This window comes from Aureimonas altamirensis (genome assembly GCF_001463885.1).
Classification (GTDB): domain Bacteria; phylum Pseudomonadota; class Alphaproteobacteria; order Rhizobiales; family Rhizobiaceae; genus Aureimonas; species Aureimonas altamirensis.
The window spans coordinates 81,454-97,579 of sequence record NZ_BBWQ01000002.1 but is presented as its reverse complement, the minus strand read 5'-3'; the positions used below and the strand labels follow the sequence as shown (position 1 = coordinate 97,579).

At 65.2% G+C, this 16,126-nt stretch carries 20 protein-coding genes; 11 read left to right on the top strand and 9 right to left on the bottom strand.

Annotated elements, in window-relative coordinates:
- The first annotated feature begins 51 nt into the window (after positions 1–51).
- Positions 52–1,503, top strand: coding sequence for a cardiolipin synthase (cls, locus tag AUL31_RS02405; RefSeq protein ID WP_073468975.1), 1,452 nt, complete (start codon positions 52–54; stop codon positions 1,501–1,503).
- Positions 1,504–1,551: 48 nt separating this feature from the next.
- Positions 1,552–2,121 carry an RBBP9/YdeN family alpha/beta hydrolase gene (locus tag AUL31_RS02400; protein WP_060600738.1) on the top strand — a complete coding sequence of 190 codons (570 nt, stop codon included), beginning with the start codon at positions 1,552–1,554 and terminating at the stop codon, positions 2,119–2,121.
- Between the two features lie 21 nt (positions 2,122–2,142).
- On the opposite strand, the gene AUL31_RS02395 is transcribed toward AUL31_RS02400, so the two are convergent.
- The gene (locus AUL31_RS02395) at positions 2,143–2,910 is read right to left on the bottom strand and encodes an HpcH/HpaI aldolase family protein (protein ID WP_060600735.1); all 768 of its coding nucleotides are present in this window, start codon (positions 2,908–2,910) and stop codon (positions 2,143–2,145) included.
- Positions 2,910–3,227, bottom strand: a complete 318-nt coding sequence (locus AUL31_RS02390; RefSeq protein ID WP_060600732.1) for a DUF1476 domain-containing protein — start codon at positions 3,225–3,227, stop codon at positions 2,910–2,912. Before AUL31_RS02390 ends, AUL31_RS02395 begins: the two co-directional genes overlap by 1 nt.
- Positions 3,228–3,442: 215 nt before the next feature.
- Here AUL31_RS02390 and purC point away from each other — a divergent pair, with 215 nt between their 5' ends.
- The 8 genes from purC (at position 3,443) to grxD (ending at position 9,027) form a co-directional block, all read left to right on the top strand.
- Positions 3,443–4,207, top strand: a complete 765-nt coding sequence (gene purC, locus AUL31_RS02385) for a phosphoribosylaminoimidazolesuccinocarboxamide synthase (protein ID WP_039192380.1) — start codon at positions 3,443–3,445, stop codon at positions 4,205–4,207.
- Positions 4,208–4,274: 67 nt separating this feature from the next.
- Positions 4,275–4,517 carry a phosphoribosylformylglycinamidine synthase subunit PurS gene (purS, locus tag AUL31_RS02380; RefSeq protein WP_060600729.1) on the top strand — a complete coding sequence of 81 codons (243 nt, stop codon included), beginning with the start codon at positions 4,275–4,277 and terminating at the stop codon, positions 4,515–4,517.
- A 48-nt stretch (positions 4,518–4,565) separates the two neighbouring features.
- Entirely contained in the window at positions 4,566–5,249 is a 684-nt protein-coding gene (gene purQ / locus AUL31_RS02375; RefSeq protein ID WP_060600726.1) for a phosphoribosylformylglycinamidine synthase subunit PurQ, read from the top strand.
- Positions 5,246–5,650 carry a hypothetical protein gene (locus AUL31_RS02370; RefSeq protein ID WP_244489298.1) on the top strand — a complete coding sequence of 135 codons (405 nt, stop codon included), beginning with the start codon at positions 5,246–5,248 and terminating at the stop codon, positions 5,648–5,650. Before purQ ends, AUL31_RS02370 begins: the two co-directional genes overlap by 4 nt.
- Positions 5,643–6,065: a hypothetical protein gene (locus tag AUL31_RS02365; RefSeq protein ID WP_143190108.1), complete on the top strand. Its 423-nt coding sequence runs from the start codon at positions 5,643–5,645 to the stop codon at positions 6,063–6,065. Before AUL31_RS02370 ends, AUL31_RS02365 begins: the two co-directional genes overlap by 8 nt.
- A 58-nt stretch (positions 6,066–6,123) precedes the next feature.
- Positions 6,124–8,346 carry a phosphoribosylformylglycinamidine synthase subunit PurL gene (purL, locus tag AUL31_RS02360; RefSeq protein WP_060600720.1) on the top strand — a complete coding sequence of 741 codons (2,223 nt, stop codon included), beginning with the start codon at positions 6,124–6,126 and terminating at the stop codon, positions 8,344–8,346.
- A 76-nt stretch (positions 8,347–8,422) separates the two neighbouring features.
- Entirely contained in the window at positions 8,423–8,683 is a 261-nt protein-coding gene (locus AUL31_RS02355) for a BolA/IbaG family iron-sulfur metabolism protein (RefSeq protein WP_039192366.1), read from the top strand.
- Positions 8,680–9,027, top strand: a complete 348-nt coding sequence (grxD, locus tag AUL31_RS02350; RefSeq protein WP_060600718.1) for a Grx4 family monothiol glutaredoxin — start codon at positions 8,680–8,682, stop codon at positions 9,025–9,027. Before AUL31_RS02355 ends, grxD begins: the two co-directional genes overlap by 4 nt.
- 70 nt (positions 9,028–9,097) lie before the next feature.
- On the opposite strand, the gene AUL31_RS02345 is transcribed toward grxD, so the two are convergent.
- The 5 genes from AUL31_RS02345 to AUL31_RS02325 all read right to left on the bottom strand — a co-directional run bounded on the left by AUL31_RS02345 (position 9,098) and on the right by AUL31_RS02325 (position 13,925).
- The gene (locus tag AUL31_RS02345) at positions 9,098–9,928 is read right to left on the bottom strand and encodes an inositol monophosphatase family protein (RefSeq protein WP_060600716.1); all 831 of its coding nucleotides are present in this window, start codon (positions 9,926–9,928) and stop codon (positions 9,098–9,100) included.
- The gene (ttcA, locus tag AUL31_RS02340) at positions 9,925–10,785 is read right to left on the bottom strand and encodes a tRNA 2-thiocytidine(32) synthetase TtcA (RefSeq protein ID WP_060600713.1); all 861 of its coding nucleotides are present in this window, start codon (positions 10,783–10,785) and stop codon (positions 9,925–9,927) included. Before ttcA ends, AUL31_RS02345 begins: the two co-directional genes overlap by 4 nt.
- A gap of 37 nt (positions 10,786–10,822) precedes the next feature.
- Positions 10,823–12,790 carry a putative bifunctional diguanylate cyclase/phosphodiesterase gene (locus AUL31_RS02335; protein ID WP_143190107.1) on the bottom strand — a complete coding sequence of 656 codons (1,968 nt, stop codon included), beginning with the start codon at positions 12,788–12,790 and terminating at the stop codon, positions 10,823–10,825.
- A gap of 155 nt (positions 12,791–12,945) precedes the next feature.
- On the bottom strand, positions 12,946–13,563 hold the full coding sequence (rpsD, locus tag AUL31_RS02330; RefSeq protein WP_060600707.1) for a 30S ribosomal protein S4: 618 nt from the start codon (positions 13,561–13,563) through the stop codon (positions 12,946–12,948).
- A gap of 179 nt (positions 13,564–13,742) precedes the next feature.
- On the bottom strand, positions 13,743–13,925 hold the full coding sequence (locus AUL31_RS02325; RefSeq protein ID WP_039192349.1) for a YqaE/Pmp3 family membrane protein: 183 nt from the start codon (positions 13,923–13,925) through the stop codon (positions 13,743–13,745).
- A 98-nt stretch (positions 13,926–14,023) separates the two neighbouring features.
- On the opposite strand from AUL31_RS02325, the gene AUL31_RS02320 reads away from it, so the two are divergent.
- Positions 14,024–14,524 carry a hypothetical protein gene (locus AUL31_RS02320; RefSeq protein WP_060600704.1) on the top strand — a complete coding sequence of 167 codons (501 nt, stop codon included), beginning with the start codon at positions 14,024–14,026 and terminating at the stop codon, positions 14,522–14,524.
- On the opposite strand, the gene murI is transcribed toward AUL31_RS02320, so the two are convergent.
- Both murI and AUL31_RS02310 read right to left on the bottom strand, forming a co-directional pair.
- Entirely contained in the window at positions 14,508–15,293 is a 786-nt protein-coding gene (murI, locus tag AUL31_RS02315; RefSeq protein WP_060600699.1) for a glutamate racemase, read from the bottom strand. The two genes, AUL31_RS02320 and murI, sit on opposite strands and share 17 nt — an antisense overlap.
- On the bottom strand, positions 15,290–16,057 hold the full coding sequence (locus AUL31_RS02310) for an RNA methyltransferase (RefSeq protein WP_060600961.1): 768 nt from the start codon (positions 16,055–16,057) through the stop codon (positions 15,290–15,292). The genes murI and AUL31_RS02310 overlap by 4 nt, the downstream gene beginning before the upstream one ends.
- Positions 16,058–16,126: the final 69 nt, after the last annotated feature.

The window sequence follows — 16,126 nt, the reverse complement described above, 5'->3', positions numbered from 1 at the left end:
ACCGATCTGTTCTAATTGCGGTCGAACCACAGCACATGGATGCCTGCCGCAATGCAACTCGACGCCGCCTTCTGGACGACCTGGTCGGTCGCGACGGGGATACTCAACTGGGGAATCATCTTCGGAGCGCTGATCTACATTCCGTTTAGGCGCTCGCCTGCGGCGGCCCAGGCATGGATGATCCTGTTCTTCTTTCTGCCCATCGCCGCGCTGCTGATCTATCTGGCGCTCGGCCATGCGGAACATCCGCGCTGGCGCAAGGACCGGTTAAAGCGCCTTCCCGCCGTTCTCAGCCGCGCCCTGGGCGACCTGACGCTCGAACAGCGCAGCGGGCACGAGGAGGCGCTTGCGCCGCGTTACGCCATGGCGGCGCGGCTGGTGCAGCGGCTGGGCCGCCAGCCATGCCTGCCCGGCAACCAGATAGATCTGGATGCGGATTACAACCGCGTGGTCGACCGCATCGTCGCCGATATCGACGATGCCAAGAACCACGTCCACATGCTGTTCTACATCCTGATGATGGACGAGGCCGGGGACAAGGTTCTGGCGGCGCTGGAGCGCGCGGCGCGGCGCGGCGTCACCTGCCGCCTCCTGATCGACGCGGTGGGCTCGTCCACCGACCGGCGGCGCATCGCCCGCCGCCTGGACGGATCGGGTGTCGCACTTCGGGTCATACTGCCGCTGCGCTTCTGGAACCGGGCGACGCGGGCCGATCTGCGCAACCATCGCAAGATCGTGGTGGTCGACGGGCATGTGGGCTGGGTCGGTTCGCAGAACATGCATCGCAACGAATACGAACCGAACACTTTCTACCGCGAGGTCATGGCCCGCGTCGTGGGCCCGGTGGTGCTGGAGATGCAGGCCGTCTTCATCGGTGACTGGTACCTGGAAACGGAAGAGGATATCGGCTCGCCGGACCTGATGCCCGTCACCGATTTCGCCGACGCGGAGGGCGGTGCGCTGGCCCAGCTTCTGCCGACGGGCCCGGATTACCCCGGGGCCCAAGTGGATACGCTGTTTACCGATCTCATCCACAACGCGCGGGACCGGGTCGTGCTGGCGACGCCCTATTTCATTCCCAACGAGCCGCTGCTGCAGGCCATGCGCACCGCCGTCGCCAAGGGCGTGACCGTTTCGTTGTTCGTAACCTACACCACCAATTCGGTGCTGATCGATCACGCGCAGCGCTCCTACTACGACGACCTCCTGTCGGCCGGGGTAGAAGTCATGCTGTACCGGGAGCGGTTCCTGCATGCCAAGCACCTGTCGATCGACGAGGATATCGCCATCATCGGCTCGGCCAACATGGATCGCCGCTCCTTCGAGCTGAATTCCGAAGTGACGCTGCTGATCTACGACGCCGACATGGTCCGCAGATTGCGCGGCATCGAACAGGAATACCGGGCAAGCAGCGAGCGCCTGGACGTCGAGAGCTGGGAGAAGCGCGGTTTCGCCACGCAGCTCGGCGAAAACATCATGCGGCTGATCAGTCCCCTGATGTAGACGCCCGCCGAACTTGACAAGAATGACGGGACCGCACATCTGGCAGCCATGCGCGTATCAGAAGCCGATATCCTCATCGTTCCCGGCTATACCGGGGCCTCAGACCAGCACTGGCAAAGCCGATGGGAGCGCAAGCTGTCCACCGCCAGCCGCGTCGTGCAGGCGGAATGGACCAAGCCCGTCCGCGAGGATTGGACGAAGGCGGTTGCCGATGCCGTCAACGCCACCACCAAGCCTTGCGTCATCGTGGCCCATTCGCTGGGCGTCGCCAGCGTCGTGCAGGCGATACCGCTGTTCAAGACTCCGATTGCCGGCGCTTTCTTCGTGGCGCCGCCGGACGTGTCGAACGAGGCGATCCGCCCCCGGCATCTGATGACGTTCGGCCCCTACCCGCGCGAGCCGCTGCCGTTTCCGTCGGTCGTGGTGGCCAGCCGCAACGATCACTATTCGAGCTTCGAAGCATCGGAAGATATCGCCGCGGCCTGGGGATCGCTGTTCATCGATGCCGGCGAGAGCGGACATCTGAACGCCGACAGCGGACACGGGCCCTGGCCCGAGGGCCTGTTGACCTTCGGCAAGTTCCTTGCCCGGCTGAAGGCTCCGCCGCATCATCATTGATGCGGCGAAGCGTCATGGCCGTCAGCGCCCGGTCGAGGCGCGCAGCGCGGCAAGACCGGCATTGAATATCGCCATGTCCGACGACAGGGTCACCAGGTCGACGCCCATCTTCCGGGCCCCTGCGGTCTCGTCCGCATCGAAGACGTAGAGCGCCGTGAACTTGCCGCAGGCCCGCGCCTTGGCGGCGATGGTCTGGATGGCAGCGGTGACCTCGGGTCCATCATGGCTGAGGCGCCCCCCGGTCAAGGCGATCGACAGGTCCGACGGGCCGATGAAGACGCCGTCCAGCCCCTCGACGGCCAGGATCTGGTCCAGCGCGGCGTAGGCCGCCGGCGTCTCGATCATAGCAAAGGCCAGGGTTTCGCGGTTTGCTGCCTCGAAATAGGCCTTGCCGCTGCCGTAGCCATGCAGCATCACCGCGCGCGTCGGCCCATAGGACCGCTGGCCGAGCGGCGGGTACTTCGCCGCCGCAACCAGCGCACGGGCATCGTCGGCCGATTCGATCATCGGCAGGATGACGCCGGTGGCGCCGTAATCCAGAACCCGCGACACCGTGGCATAGCCGCCCACGGGCACACGCACCAGCGAAGCCATGCCCATATGCGACGCGGTGGCGATGCCCCGGCCGACGCTGGCCTCGTCATGCATGCCGTGCTGCATGTCGAATGTCGCCAGATCGAAGCCACCTTGCAGCATCCGCTCCAGCAATTCGGGCTGCGTCAGGCTGGACCACGCGGATATCAGGAAACCGCGCGCTTCCAGCCGGCCGCGCAGATCGGGCGCCGCCATCAGGCGCTCTTGACCTGGGATTCCGCCTCAATCAGCAATTCGCTCATCCGGCGACGAAGCTGATGCTCGGACTGGGCGACGCCCGCAGCGGTGAAGTCGGCCATGATCTTGGCGACGACGTCTTCATCGCCCTCTTTCTGCAGGTCGGCCTTGACGACCTCCATCGCGTAGGCGTCGGCCTCGGCGCCGCTGCGGCCGAGCTTTTCCGCCGCCCAGAGTCCGAGAAGCTTGTTGCGCCGCGCCTCGACCCGAAACCGCAACTCCTGATCGTGGGCGTAACGGCTCTCGAATTCCTGCTTGCGGTCGTCGAATGTCATCGGGCTGCCTCTTCCATTTCGGGCCTCAACGCGTGGTGTGTAGAACATCACCTTGCACATTTGAAGCGTCGGCGCGCACCGTCCGGACGGAAGGCAGGAAATTCGGGGTAACGATTGTGAAAATGCGCCATTTGGTCTATTGACCCGGCAGAGAGCAGAGTTTTTTCCCGCCCGGGCCTCCCACCCTGGCGCTCCAGCACGATCGAGCACACGCAATGACACGTCGCCGCCGTATCTACGAAGGCAAGGGCAAGATTCTTTACGAAGGCCCGGAACCCGGCACGCTGGTGCAGTTCTTCAAGGACGACGCCACCGCCTTCAACAAGAAGAAGCACGAAGTGGTGGACGGCAAGGGCGTCCTCAACAACCGTATTTCCGAGTACATATTCAGCCATCTCAACCGGATCGGCATTCCCACGCACTTCATCCGCCGGCTCAACATGCGCGAGCAGTTGATCAAGGAAGTGGAGATCATCCCTCTGGAGGTGGTGGTGCGCAACGTGGCCGCCGGCTCGCTGGCCAAGCGCCTCGGCATCGAGGAAGGCACCGTGCTGCCGCGCTCGATCATCGAGTTCTACTACAAGGCCGACGCGCTGGACGATCCGATGGTCTCGGAAGAGCACATCACCGCGTTCGGCTGGGCCAGCCCGCAGGAAATCGACGACATCATGGCGCTCGCCATCCGCGTCAACGACTTCCTGACCGGCCTGTTCCTGGGCGTCGGCATCCAGCTCGTGGACTTCAAGATCGAAACCGGCCGCCTGTTCGAGGGCGACATGATGCGGATCATCGTCGCCGACGAGATCTCGCCCGATTCGTGCCGCCTCTGGGATGTGCAGACCCAGGACAAGCTGGACAAGGACAGGTTCCGCCGCGACATGGGCGGCCTCGTCGAGGCTTACCAGGAAGTCGCCCGGCGCCTTGGCATCATGAACGAAAACGATCCGCCCCGCCCTTCCGGGCCGGTGTTGGTAAAGTGACGCAAAGTCCTGCGTCGCGACCGGCGCCGGCTCTCAAACTCGTATATTCGCAAGGCAGGCTGAAACAGTGATCAAGGCGCGTATTGTCGTTACGTTGAAGAACGGCGTTCTCGACCCGCAGGGCAAGGCCATCGAGGGTGCGCTCGGCACCCTCGGCTTCGATGGCGTCGGCAGCGTGCGGCAAGGCAAGGTCTTCGACGTCGAAATCGACGGCGACGACGCTTCCGCCGCCGAGGCGAAGGTCAAGGCCATGTGCGAGAAGCTGCTCGCCAACACCGTCATCGAGAACTACGCCGTCGAAATCCGTTGACGTCGCGGCGGGCCCGCCCGCCCCATCCACGGTCCGGAGCTGAACCTTATGAAATCCGCCGTCGTCCTGTTGCCAGGCCTCAACCGGGACCGCGACATGATCGCCGCCCTCCGCACGATCAGCGGGCAGGAGCCCCTGACCGTCTGGCAGACCGAAACGGACATTCCGCCGGTTGACCTGATCGTCATTCCCGGCGGTTTCTCTTTCGGAGATTATCTGCGCTGCGGGGCCATTGCGGCGCGGTCTCCCGTCATGCGCGCCGTGGCCGACAAGGCCCGCGCCGGCGTACCCGTTCTGGGCGTCTGCAACGGCTTCCAGATCCTGTGCGAGGCCGGGCTTCTGCCCGGTGCGCTGATGCGCAACCGCAGCCTCAACTTCGTCTGCCGCGAAGTGAAGCTTGAAGTGGCGAACGCCGGAACCCGGTTCACCACGGCCTACAGCCCCGGACAGGTTATCCGGTGCCCTGTGGCCCACCATGACGGCAACTATTTCGCCGATGCCGACTCGCTTGCCCGCATCGAGGGGGAAGGCCAGGTCGTCTTCCGCTATGCCGAAGGCACCAACCCCAACGGGGCGGTCAACGACATTGCCGGCATCGTCAATGACGGCGGCAACGTTCTGGGGCTGATGCCGCATCCGGAAAACCTCATCGAGCCGGAGCATGGCGGCACCGACGGGCGCGGCATCTTCGAAAGCGCGCTGGGTCTTACCGACAGGGGGCTGGCCGCGTGAGGCCGTCTCTGCGCCTCGGTGCCTTTGCGGTGGTTTTGGGCGTCCTGGCCGGATGCAGCGGCAAGCCGCAGGAAGCGTCGATCGAAACAAGCGGCGAACCGGCGCTGAAGGTGATGGAGCGCGTGGCGCTGGCCGCCCGCGACTGCTGGTTCCGTGGCCGCGATACGGCCTTTGCCGGCTACAGCATGGCGCCGGAACTGGATTCCCATTCCGGACGGCCGCGCATCCTGGTGGTGCCGCGGTCCAACCCCGGCGGGTTGCCGCTTCTCGTCGTCGAGGGCCAGGGCAAGCCTGCACGCATCCAGACGTTCGGCCCGTTGCTGAATGGGCCGAACGGATCACGGATCGCTTCCGACGTCGCCCGCTGGCAAAGCGGCGACCGTACCTGCGCCAATGCATAAGCCTGTGCAGCTCGGGCTGCTCGGGCTGGCCTCGGCCGTGCTCCTGTGCGGCTGCGCCGTGGCGCGAACGGCACCGCCGGCGATGGCCGCAGCCCTGCAACCGAACGGCGAGGCGCTGAGCCGGGTCGAGGCCGACTATGTCGCGCAGACGGCGCGCACTCTGTATCGCGGCGCCACGGTAGAGCGGGCGGCGCGTTTCGTGTCCGGGCCGGCCGGCGCGCACGGCGCCTGTGTCCGTTCCCCCGCAGGGTCCGTCACCGGCGGCGACTATACGCTGATCGTGCTGCAAAGACGCGTCACCGATGACTATATCTCGCAAGCGGCCGACGACGCGCTCATCCTGCGGAGCGCATCGGAGGTTGCGGCATGCCGCGCCCGCGCGGCGGAGGCCGGTTTCTGGCTTCCGGCGCGATAACAAATCTGAACCCCTTCCCGTCCGCCATCCGGCGGACACCGCCTCAGGACCGCCGACGATGAACGAGATCGCCATCACCCCCGACCTGATCGCCGCGCATGGGCTGAAGCCCGACGAATACCAGCGCATTCTCGATCTGATCGGCCGCGAGCCTAGCATTACCGAGCTCGGCATCTTTTCGGCCATGTGGAACGAGCATTGCTCGTACAAATCCTCCAAGCGCTGGTTGCGGACCTTGCCCACCAAGGGGCCGCAGGTGATCCAGGGCCCCGGTGAAAATGCCGGCGTGGTGGACATCGGCGACGGCGACTGCGTGGTCTTCAAGATGGAGAGCCACAACCACCCCTCCTACATCGAGCCCTATCAGGGCGCGGCCACCGGTGTCGGCGGCATTTTGCGCGATGTCTTCACCATGGGTGCACGGCCTATCGCGGCCATGAACGCGCTGCGCTTCGGCGACCCGGACCACGAAAAGACCCGGCATCTGGTGGCGGGCGTCGTGGCCGGCGTCGGCGGCTATGGCAACTCGTTCGGGGTGCCGACGGTGGGCGGCGAAGTCAACTTCCACCCGCGCTACAACGGCAATTGCCTGGTCAACGCCTTCGCAGCCGGCATCGCCCGGACCGACGCGATCTTTTATTCCAAGGCGGAGGGCGTCGGCCTGCCGGTCGTCTATCTTGGCGCCAAGACCGGGCGCGACGGGGTGGGCGGCGCCACCATGGCCTCTGCCGAGTTCGACGAGAAGATCGAGGAAAAGCGCCCGACCGTACAGGTTGGCGATCCTTTCACCGAAAAGTGCCTTCTGGAAGCGTGCCTTGAGCTGATGAAGACGGGCGCCGTCATCGCCATCCAGGACATGGGCGCGGCCGGCCTGACCTGCTCGGCGGTGGAGATGGGCGCCAAAGGCGACCTCGGCATCGAACTGGATCTGAACGCCGTGCCGGTGCGCGAAGAGGCGATGACCCCGTACGAGATGATGCTTTCGGAAAGCCAGGAGCGCATGCTCATGGTTCTGGAGCCATCCAAGCGCGAAGTGGCCGAAGGCATCTTCCGTAAATGGGGGCTGGATTTCGCCGTGGTCGGTCGCACGACCGACGATCTGCGATTCCGCATCCTGTTCGACGGCAAGGAAGTGGCGAACCTGCCCATCAAGGAGCTCGGTGACGAAGCGCCCGAATACGACCGTCCGTGGCTGGAGCCGCGCCCGGCCGAAGTGCTGTCCGCGCAGGACGTGCCCGAACCGGCTGACTATTCGGAGGCGCTGCTGCGGGTGATCGGCTCGCCGGACATCGCCTCGCGCCGCTGGGTCTTCGAACAGTATGACACCCTGATCCAGGGCAACTCGCTGCAGCGCCCCGGCGGCGATGCCGGCGTCGTCCGCGTGGATGGGCACGCCACGAAGGCGCTTGCCTTTTCGTCCGATGTGACGCCCCGCTACTGCGAGGCCGACCCCTATCAGGGCGGCGCGCAGGCTGTGGCGGAGTGCTGGCGCAACCTGACCGCCGTCGGCGCGCTGCCGCTCGCGGCAACCGACAACCTGAATTTCGGCAACCCGGAAAAGCCGGAAGCGATGGGCCAGTTCGTCAAGGCCGTACAAGGCGTCGGCGCCGCCTGCGAGGCACTCGGCTTCCCGATCGTGTCCGGCAACGTCTCGCTCTACAACGAGACGCAGGGACAAGGCATCCTGCCCACGCCCACCATCGGAGGCGTCGGCCTGATTGCCGACAGGGCGCGGTGCGCGCGCACCGATACGCTGGCGGATGGCGACGTGATCCTTCTGATCGGGGGTGACGGCACGCATCTCGGCGCATCCATCTATCTGCGCGAGATCGCGGGCAGCGAGGCTGGCGCGCCGCCGCCGGTGGACCTTGACGCCGAAAAGCGCAACGGCGACTTCGTGCGCGGCCTGATCGCCGACGGCACGGTCAGGACCTGCCATGACCTGTCGGACGGCGGGCTTGTCGTCGCGCTGGCGGAAATGTGCATGGCCTCCGGCATCGGCGCGCGCATTGACACCGCAGGCGGCCCGGCCCATGCCGAGCTGTTCGGCGAGGACCAGGCCCGGTATCTGATTGCCGTTCCGCGCAATGCAGCGGCCTCCATCCTGGCGGCGGCGCCCGCCGCCTGCGTGCCGGCACGCCTGATCGGCGAAGCCGGAGGCGCCATGCTGGAGGTGTCCGACGTTCTGCAGGTTTCCGTGGCGGCCCTGAAGAGCCGGCACGAAGGCTGGTTCCCGGCCTACATGGCCGGCGAACTGCCATCCCTGCAGGCGGCCGAATAGACGGGGCCTCATTGCGGTTGGGCCGCACAGACCCTATCCTTTTGTCCTACGGTGCCGTGACAAGGAGTTGCACTTCATGCCGATGAACGCCCAAGACATCGAACGGATGATCAAGGACGGCATTCCCGACGCGGTCGTGACGATCCGCGATCTGGCCGGCGACGGCGACCACTATGCCGCCGAGGTGGTGGCGGAGAGTTTCAGGGGCAAGACACGGGTGCAGCAGCACCAGATGGTCTACCAGGCCCTTCAAGGAAATATGGGCGGCATCCTCCATGCGCTCGCATTGCAGACGAGCGCGCCCGCCCACGACCAGGAACAGCGGAGTTTGACATGAGCGGAATTCAGGACTGGATCGACAACGAGGTGAAGACGAACGACGTGATCGTCTTCATGAAAGGCACGCCGGCCTTTCCGCAATGCGGCTTTTCCGGCCAGGTGGTGCAGATCCTCGATTATCTCGGCGTGGACTATAAGGGCGTCAACGTCCTTTCATCCGACGAGCTGCGCAACGGCATCAAGGAATACGGCTCCTGGCCGACCATTCCGCAGGTGTATGTGAAGGGCGAATTCGTCGGCGGCTGCGATATCCTGCGGGAGATGTTCCAGGCCGGCGAACTGCAGCAGTTTTTTGCCGACAAGGGCATCGCGACCGAGGACCGGAGCGCGGCAACCGCCTGACCGGCGGGCCGTCGAAACCGATCGAAGAAAGGGCGGGGCGCCGGCGCCCCGCCCTTTTTTTATTCCGCAATCAGCCGATGACGGCGCGCAGATCGTGCCAGCCGGCCTCGTCCGGGGCCACCAGAAGGCCGCCGGCGACATGTCCGGGCAGGTAGACCGACCCGTCGAGCCGCCGCACATAGGCCCCCGCTTCCTGGCACATCATGGCTCCGGCCAGATGATCCCACGGCATCAGCTTGACGTAATAGAGGTAGTGGAGCGCACCCGACAGCGCGAGGCGATACTCCTGCGCAGCGCTGCGGAAGCTGGACAGGATGCGGGTTTCCCCGAAACCGGCCAGCGTGCGCCTGCGCTGCTCCAGCGGAAGCTGGCTGGTTGCCGCGGCCCCGACCATATCGGCCAGTGGCACGGGCCCGGCATATTGCATGCGTTTGGCCGCTTCGTCGCCGCTCTTGAAGAAGACGCCGCCGCCCTTTTCGCCCACCATCGCATCGTCGCCGAGCGGGTCGTAGATGACGCCGGCAATCGTTTCGCCCTTGCGCACCACCGCCGCCATGACGCCGAACATGGGCGCGCCACTGGCGAAGTTGGCTGTCCCGTCGATAGGATCGACGACGATGGCCAGGTCGGCGCCGGCCACCTTGTCGATAAGGCCGGCGTTTGCGGCCACGCCCTCTTCCCCGACGAAGGCCGCATCCGGAAATGCCTGCCGGCACGCTGCCTCTATGGCGCGCTCCGCGGCTTCGTCGGCCTCGGTGACAAGGTCGACGGCGGATGTCTTCTCGCGGATATCGCCGGCGGACAGCCGGCGAAAGCGGGGCATGATCTCGGACCGCGCCGCCTGCCGGAGAATGTCTGCGAGCTTGTCCGTATCGAATTGCGTCACGAGCGTTCCTTTCATCGGTCTTTCGGCATAAGGGCGGCAAAGTCGAACAGGCGCGCGTCGTGCAGGTGGCTCGGGCTGATGTTGCCGAGCGCCTTGGCGATCACGTCCTTGCGTCCGGGGTTGTTGCGTTCCATGTCGGCAAGGAACGCCTTCATGGCGTTGCGCTGCAGCCCATCCTGGCTGCCGCAGAGATCGCAGGGAATGATCGGGAAGCGCATGGCGGCGGCAAAGCGCGCGATATCGCCCTCGGACGAGGCGATCAGCGGCCGCAGGACCAGAAGGTCGCCATCGTCGTTCAGCAGCTTGGCCGGCATGGCCGCCAGTTTGCCACCGTGGAACATGTTGAGAAAGAAGGTTTCCAGGCTGTCGTCCCGGTGATGGCCGAGTACCAGCGCTTCGCAGCCCTCCTCCCGGGCAATCCGGTAGAGGTTGCCGCGTCGCAGCCGCGAGCAGAGGGCGCAATAGGTACCTCCGGCGGGAACCTTGGCCTTCACCACCGAATAGGTGTCGCGATACTCGATCCGATGGGCGATGCCATTGGATTTGAGGAAATCCGGCAGGACATGCTTGGGGAAGCCGGGCTGCCCCTGGTCGAGGTTGCAGGCAAGAATGTCGACGGGCAGCAACCCGCGCCATTGCAGGTCCACCAGAAGGGACAGCAAGGTGTAGGAGTCCTTGCCGCCGGAAATGCCCACCAGCCAGCGCGCCCCTGGCCGCACCATGGCGTGCGCACTCATGGTTTCGCGCACTTCGCGCAGCAGGCGCTTGCGAAGCTTGCGGAAGGAAACGCTGTCGGGCGCATCTTCGAACAGCGTGTGCGCGCCCTCGCCTTCCTGTGTCAGGTCCTGCGTGTCGCCAGCCTCGTCCAGCATGTTCGGCCCTCGTCCGGGATCATGCCAAGGCAATACGTCAGGCCGTGTCGGAACGGAACCCCGCCCCTGTTTCAAAGGGCAGTTTCATGACGGCACTGGCCGTCATCGGACGCGACAGGTAGTAGCCTTGCAGGTAATCGCAGCCGATATCGGCAAGCGTGCGGGCTGCCTCGGCGCTTTCCACCCCTTCGGCGACGACTTCCATGTCCAGCGCGTGACCAAGCCCCACCAGCGCGCGCAGCAGGCGCACGACACTCTCGCCCGTGCCGAGGTCGGCTGCGAAGCTGCGGTCGATCTTCAGACGGCTGACCCGCAGGTAGCGAATCGACTGAAGCGACGCATAGCCCTCGCCGAAATCGTCGATGACGATGCGCACACCGGCCGTGGACAACGGCATCAGCCGGCTCTGGATCACGTTCAGGTCGAGCGCGGTTTCCTCCGTGATCTCGACCTCGATCCTGTCGGGCGCCACCCCCCTGCGCGCGCAGAGCTCCAGAAGGATCTCGTCGGCCGGAATCTTGGCGGCCTCACGCGGGGACAGATTGACGGCGACCCGGACCGTATTTGCACCTAGCTGATCCAGTTGGAGCAGCATCGACAACGCGTTGTCGACCACCCGGCAGAACAGGTTTTCCGCCTGCCCGATCCGACCGGCCGTCCGGACGATCAGCGCAGGATTGATCGGTCCATGCACCGGATGCGTCCAGCGCAACAGGGCTTCGAGCGTGTCGAGGCGACCCGAGCGATGGTAGATGGGCTGGAACCAGACCTCGACCGCCGGCTTCTCCAGTGCATCGCCCAAGTCGCGCTCCAGATCGCGCTCCAGTTCGATGCGCTTCTGGAGAGAACCGTCGAACACGGCATGGCGGTTCTTTCCGGCGGATTTGGCGGCATACAGCGCCGCATCGGCCCGTGCGAGCAACTCCCCGACGCTGCCCTCTGCGGCAATGCAGATGCCGACGCTGCCGCTGACGCGGCTGGACTCGAAGGTTTCGAAAGGTGCCGATACGGTGGACAGGATACGGGACGCCAGCGCCTCGACCGGCTCCTGCCTTTCATCGTCGAGTTCCAGCAGCAGGGCGAATTCATCGCCGCCCAGCCGGGCGATGGATGTGCCGGCCGGCGTGGATTCATACAGTCGCCGCGCCACCTTCTGCAGCACCCGGTCGCCTGTCGCATGGCCGAAGACGTCATTGACGGCCTTGAAGTCATCCAGATCAAGCAACATCAGACACACGGGCCGGCTCGATGCCTGCAGTGCGGCCTCCAGGCTGCGCAGGATGCCGCTGCGGTTCAGAAGCCCGGTCAGCGCATCATGCGTCGCGCGATGGAGCATTTCTCGGGCGTTGGCGTCGGAACTCGCATTGGCGATCTCGAGCGACTGGGCCATCTCGCGCGCCTCGTGCGTCAACCTTGAAAAGTCGCGAAAGGCAAGATCGCCCTCCCGCGCCGCAAGCAGCAGCGCGATCAGGTAGATCGTAACGGTGATACCCAGCAGGACGGCATTGAAGTCGCCCTGCCAAAGGAGACAGCCGATGACCACCACGAGTGGCGGGGTAATGAAAAGGGTCGGCACCGGAGAATAGGACGCGCCATGCGTTATCGCACCGGCGGTGATGCCGCACAGGACGCTCAGGTAGAAGATCGAGTCCGGCGTCGTGAAGCCGGATGAAAGCAGGGCGACCAGCGCCCACACGATGCCGGACGAGAATGCAGCGAAACGATGCATCATCAGGTGCCAGGCGACGGACCCCGGCTCGTTTACGTCGAGGGGCCAGACCGGCATGCGGCTCAAAACGTAGCGCGCGACATTGACGGTCAGCGAGGCGGCGAACCACGCGAGGCCCAGTGCCGGGAGACCGCCCCGATAAGCGACGGCAAGGACGGCCAGACCGAGAATGCCGTTGACCGGGATGGCACGCCGCAGGCCGCGTCGGACCGCTGTCAGGCGATCGGCCTGGATCATGTCGTGGAGAGATGAATTACGGCCGGAGAGACTGGACAAAGGAACGCGGGCTTCGGTCGTGGTGACTGTGCCGCCAACTTACATCCAAAGTTGTGGAATTGATACCACAACCATCGGTCTATCTCAGGACTAACTTTAAAGGAAAAAGGGCCGCCCCGAAGGACGGCCCTTTCCGTTTGGCGATTGCCGATTCCTTAGCGCGAGTAGAACTCGACGACCAGGTTCGGCTCCATCTGAACCGGGTACGGCACATCGCCGAGACCCGGCACGCGAGCGAAAGTCGCGACCAATTTGTTGTGATCGACCTCGATGTAGTCCGGCACGTCGCGCTCTGCGAGCTGAACCGACTCGAGGACGACGACGAGCTGCTTGGACTTCTGGCGCACTTCGATGACATCGCCCGGCTTGCAGCGGTACGAGCCGATATTGGTACGCACGCCGTTGACGCTGACATGGCCGTGGTTGACGAACTGCCGTGCGGCAAAGATCGTCGGCACGAACTTCGAGCGATAGACGATGGCGTCCAGACGGGACTCCAGAAGACCGATCAGGTTTTCGGAGGTGTCGCCACGACGGCGGGCAGCCTCTTCATAGATGCGGCGGAACTGCTTCTCGGAGACGTCGCCATAATAGCCCTTCAGCTTCTGCTTGGCGCGCAGCTGCGTGCCGAAGTCGGAAAGTTTGGACTTGCGGCGCTGGCCATGCTGGCCCGGGCCGTACTGGCGGCGGTTGACCGGAGACTTCGGACGACCCCAGATGTTTTCACCAAGGCGTCGGTCGATCTTGTATTTCGCGGATTCGCGCTTGCTCATCGCATTTCCCTAGAGCGTTCGCCCGGACGAACCATTCGCCGGGCTCAGGAAACGCGCCCTCCTTTGCCCGCATTGCGGGCCGACAGAGCGGCCTAGGGCCGTTCACGGGACACGTAAAAAAACCGGCGGACCTTGCGGCCCGCCGATGAACGCTTCCTTAAACGAGCAGGGCCGAAGCGTCAACCCAGGTGCTGACGCTCGCCGGAACGGCGCGAGATGAACCAGACCGCATGGACGACGCCCGGAATGTAGCCGAGCAGAGTGAGTATCAGATTCACCCAGAAATGCTTTCCGAGACCGGTGGTGAGGAAGACGGCAAGAGGGGGAATGAAGATTGCGATGATGATGCGCAGAAGATCCATGGACCGCTTTCCACATTGATGCGTTCATTGATGCAACCGAAACGCCGAGGCATCCCTTCCGTTCCCGTAAGGGAAACCCGCCACGAAGGGGAACCGCCATGAACCGAACCCTGGTGACATTGGCCGTCTGGTGCATCGCCGCCGGCCCGGCGCTGGCCGATGCGGCCTTCCTCCAGCGCTTCGAGGGGCGCTTCAGCGGCGGCGGCACGATCCAGCGCGACGTCGACCCGCAGCCGCGCAAGGTCACCTGCAGGCTGACCGGCTCGCTTTCGGGCCCGAACGCATTGTCCATCAAGGGCAGCTGCCGCGCCGCCGTGATCTTTACCCGTCCGGTTGCCGCAACGATCCGCTACGACCCTGCGACCGACCGTTTCTCCGGAACATACGACGCCTCCACCACAGGCCCGGCGCAATTGTCCAACGGGCGGCTGAGCGGCAATGCCCTCACCCTTGCCGTCACGTACGCAAAGCCGATCTACGGCGACCGCAATGCCACGATGACCATCACCAATGCCGGCGATGGCGGCCTGTCCATGGTGGTCACCGACCGGATCGACGGCCGATCCGCCCAGACATCGGCGATCAGCCTGCGGCGGTGAGCCCGAAGCCGTGGACAAGCCGGCGTACGGCATAGACCGGCTGTCCCGCCGTGAACACGGCGCGGTCGAACCCTTCCGGCAGGGTGGATGGCGTGTCGGCCATCAGCCGCTCGGCCTGCCGGGCGATCGCCTCGGCCGGATCGAGCCAGTCGACCGGCCACGGAGCCACCTTGCGGAACGCGCCCACCAGAAACGGATAGTGGGTGCAGGCCAGGACGACGATGTCGGTTTTCCGCGTGTCGCGTTCGACGAAGCACGGGGCTATCTCGGCCAGCAACAGGTCCGGCTGGGCCCGGTCGCCGCGCATATGCGCCTCGGCCATGGCGGCCAGCCGGGGCGATCCGACCAGTTGCACCTCGCAGTCGCGGGCGAAGCTGTCGATGAGGCCGCGCGTATAGTCTCGCCGTACGGTGCCCGGCGTGGCCAGAACGCTTATGAGGCCGGAGCGCGTCTGTTCCGCCGCGGGCTTGATGGCGGGGACCGTCCCCACGAACGGAACATCGAAGCGCGCCCGCAACTCGGGCAGGACCAGCGTCGAGGCGGTGCCGCACGCAATGACGACCAGAGCCGGATCATGCGTGGCAAGAAGGCCGGCGAACATGCCGACGATGCGGTCCAGCAACGCCGCCTCTTCCCAGTCGCCATAGGGAAAGCCGGCGTCGTCGGCGATGTAGACATAGCGCCGGTCGGGCATGCGTGCCCGCAGCTCCCGCAGGACCGACAGCCCGCCGATGCCGCTGTCGAAAACCAGGATGGGCTTTTCGCTCATGCTTGCGGGGCGCCTTTCTGCAGCGCGCGGATGACGCCGCGCAACGCCCGGATCTCCGGTTCGGTGAAGGCTGCGCGCGTCAGCATGGTGCGCAGATTGTGCACCATCACGTCACGCTTTTCGGGCGGAAAGAAGTATCCCGTCGTCTCCAGCGCGTCTTCCAGATGGTCGAACAGGCGGTAGAGATCGTCCTTGGGGGCCGGGCTGAGGTCCGGTGCGTAGAAGCGCGGCCGCCCCTCGAACGGATTGCCCGAGCGCATCCACTCGTAGCTCATCAGCAGGACCGCCTGGGCGATGTTCAGCGAGGCGAAGGCCGGGTTGACGGGAAAGGTGACGATCTCGTCCGCCAGGTCCACCTCTTCGTTGGAAAGGCCAAAGCGCTCCCGGCCGAATAGGATGCCGCAGCCCTGCCCGGCCTCGACCCGCAGGCGCATCTGCGCGGACGCCTCGTCCGGGCCCCGCACCGGCTTGGTGGAATAGCGGGGGCGCGCCGTCGTCGCGGCGACATAGGTGAGATCGGCGACCGCCTCCTGCACCGTCGCAAAGATGCGCGCCGCCTCGATCACATGATCCGCCCTGGAGGCAGCAGCGACCGCCTTTTCATTGGGCCAGCCGTCCCGAGGGTTGACGATCCGCAGGTCGGACAACCCGAAATTGGCCATGGCCCGCGCGACCATGCCGATATTCTCGCCCAGTTGCGGCTCTACCAGCACGATCGCCGGCCCACCGCTCATCGTCTCGACCGTCCTGTCGGTTCCAGCCACGTCGACCTCTTCATACATCCACGACGCCGCCTGATAGCCTGTCGCGACGCAACGGAAAAGCGCCGCCTT

Excerpts from the sequence above, each read along its gene's own strand:
- AUL31_RS02345 (WP_060600716.1), bottom strand. The coding sequence starts at position 9,928 with ATGAAAGGAACGCTCGTGACGCAATTCGATACGGACAAGCTCGCAGAC.
- cls (WP_073468975.1), top strand. The coding sequence starts at position 52 with ATGCAACTCGACGCCGCCTTCTGGACGACCTGGTCGGTCGCGACGGGG.
- AUL31_RS02390 (WP_060600732.1), bottom strand. The coding sequence starts at position 3,227 with ATGACATTCGACGACCGCAAGCAGGAATTCGAGAGCCGTTACGCCCAC.
- AUL31_RS02325 (WP_039192349.1), bottom strand. The coding sequence starts at position 13,925 with ATGGATCTTCTGCGCATCATCATCGCAATCTTCATTCCCCCTCTTGCC.
- murI (WP_060600699.1), bottom strand. The coding sequence starts at position 15,293 with ATGAGCGAAAAGCCCATCCTGGTTTTCGACAGCGGCATCGGCGGGCTG.
- AUL31_RS02395 (WP_060600735.1), bottom strand. The coding sequence starts at position 2,910 with ATGGCGGCGCCCGATCTGCGCGGCCGGCTGGAAGCGCGCGGTTTCCTG.
- rpsD (WP_060600707.1), bottom strand. The coding sequence starts at position 13,563 with ATGAGCAAGCGCGAATCCGCGAAATACAAGATCGACCGACGCCTTGGT.
- purC (WP_039192380.1), top strand. The coding sequence starts at position 3,443 with ATGACACGTCGCCGCCGTATCTACGAAGGCAAGGGCAAGATTCTTTAC.
- AUL31_RS02355 (WP_039192366.1), top strand. The coding sequence starts at position 8,423 with ATGCCGATGAACGCCCAAGACATCGAACGGATGATCAAGGACGGCATT.
- AUL31_RS02400 (WP_060600738.1), top strand. The coding sequence starts at position 1,552 with ATGCGCGTATCAGAAGCCGATATCCTCATCGTTCCCGGCTATACCGGG.
- purL (WP_060600720.1), top strand. The coding sequence starts at position 6,124 with ATGAACGAGATCGCCATCACCCCCGACCTGATCGCCGCGCATGGGCTG.
- ttcA (WP_060600713.1), bottom strand. The coding sequence starts at position 10,785 with ATGCTGGACGAGGCTGGCGACACGCAGGACCTGACACAGGAAGGCGAG.
- purQ (WP_060600726.1), top strand. The coding sequence starts at position 4,566 with ATGAAATCCGCCGTCGTCCTGTTGCCAGGCCTCAACCGGGACCGCGAC.
- AUL31_RS02365 (WP_143190108.1), top strand. The coding sequence starts at position 5,643 with ATGCATAAGCCTGTGCAGCTCGGGCTGCTCGGGCTGGCCTCGGCCGTG.
- grxD (WP_060600718.1), top strand. The coding sequence starts at position 8,680 with ATGAGCGGAATTCAGGACTGGATCGACAACGAGGTGAAGACGAACGAC.
- AUL31_RS02320 (WP_060600704.1), top strand. The coding sequence starts at position 14,024 with ATGAACCGAACCCTGGTGACATTGGCCGTCTGGTGCATCGCCGCCGGC.